Annotated in this window: 1 protein-coding gene; it reads left to right on the top strand. The window is 68.3% G+C overall.

Translation table 11 applies throughout. The features are described 5' to 3' along the window. Positions 1 to 47: 47 nt before the first annotated feature. Positions 48 to 984, top strand: a 937-nt coding sequence (locus ACTWQE_RS34080; protein ID WP_443332961.1) for an Ig-like domain repeat protein, incomplete at its 3' end; no start/stop codon positions are given.

Raw genomic sequence — 984 nt, 5'->3', positions numbered from 1 at the left:
CCACCGTGGTCGCCACCCCTCCGGCGTCCGGTACCCCGACCGGTTCAGTGACCTTCACCGGACCCGGCGGACTCAACCAGACCGTCCCGGTCAACGGCAGCGGACAAGCCTGCTTCACCACCACATCCGTGGCCACCGGAACCGTCACCGCCACCTACAACGGCGAAGACCCCTGCTTCACCGGCTCCACCGGAACCGTCGCCGTCACCGTCACCGAAGCATCCACGACAACCTCCGTGACAGCGACCCCCAACCCGTCCATCTGCGGCCAGACCGTCACCCTCTGCGCCACCGTCACAGCCAACCCGCCAGGATCCGGCACACCCACCGGAACCGTCACCTTCACCGGACCCGGCGGACTCAACCAGACCGTCGCCCTCGACGGCACCGGACAAGCCTGCTTCACCACCACATCCGTGGCCACCGGAACCGTCACCGCCACCTACAACGGCGAAGGCTCCTGCTTCGCGGGCTCCACGGGCACCGTCGCCGTCACCGTCACCGAAGCATCCACGACAACCTCCGTGACAGCGACCCCCAACCCCTCCGTCTGCGGCCAGACCGTCACCGTCTGCGCCACCGTCACAGCCAACCCGCCAGGATCCGGCACTCCGACGGGAACGGTGACCTTCACCGGACCTGGTGGCCTCAACCAGACGGTTCCGCTCAACGGCAGCGGACAAGCCTGCTTCACCACCACCGCACTCGCCACCGGAACCGTCACCGCCACCTACAACGGCGAAGGCCCCTGCTTCTCCACCTCCGCCGGCACCGTGTCGGTGACGGTGACGGAAGCTTCGACCACCACCTCCGTCACGGCGACGCCCAACCCGTCGGTCTGCGGCCAGACCGTCACCGTCTGCGCCACCGTCACAGCCAACCCGCCAGGATCGGGTACGCCCACCGGAACCGTCACCTTCACCGGACCCGGCGGACTCAACCAAACCGTCCCCGTCAACGGCAGCGGACAGGCCTGCTTCACCA

This window comes from Streptomyces sp. 8N706, from assembly GCF_052245415.1.
Taxonomy (GTDB): domain Bacteria; phylum Actinomycetota; class Actinomycetes; order Streptomycetales; family Streptomycetaceae; genus Streptomyces.
Note: the sequence above shows the minus strand (reverse complement) of the source record. Positions and strands in the feature narration are given on the sequence as shown.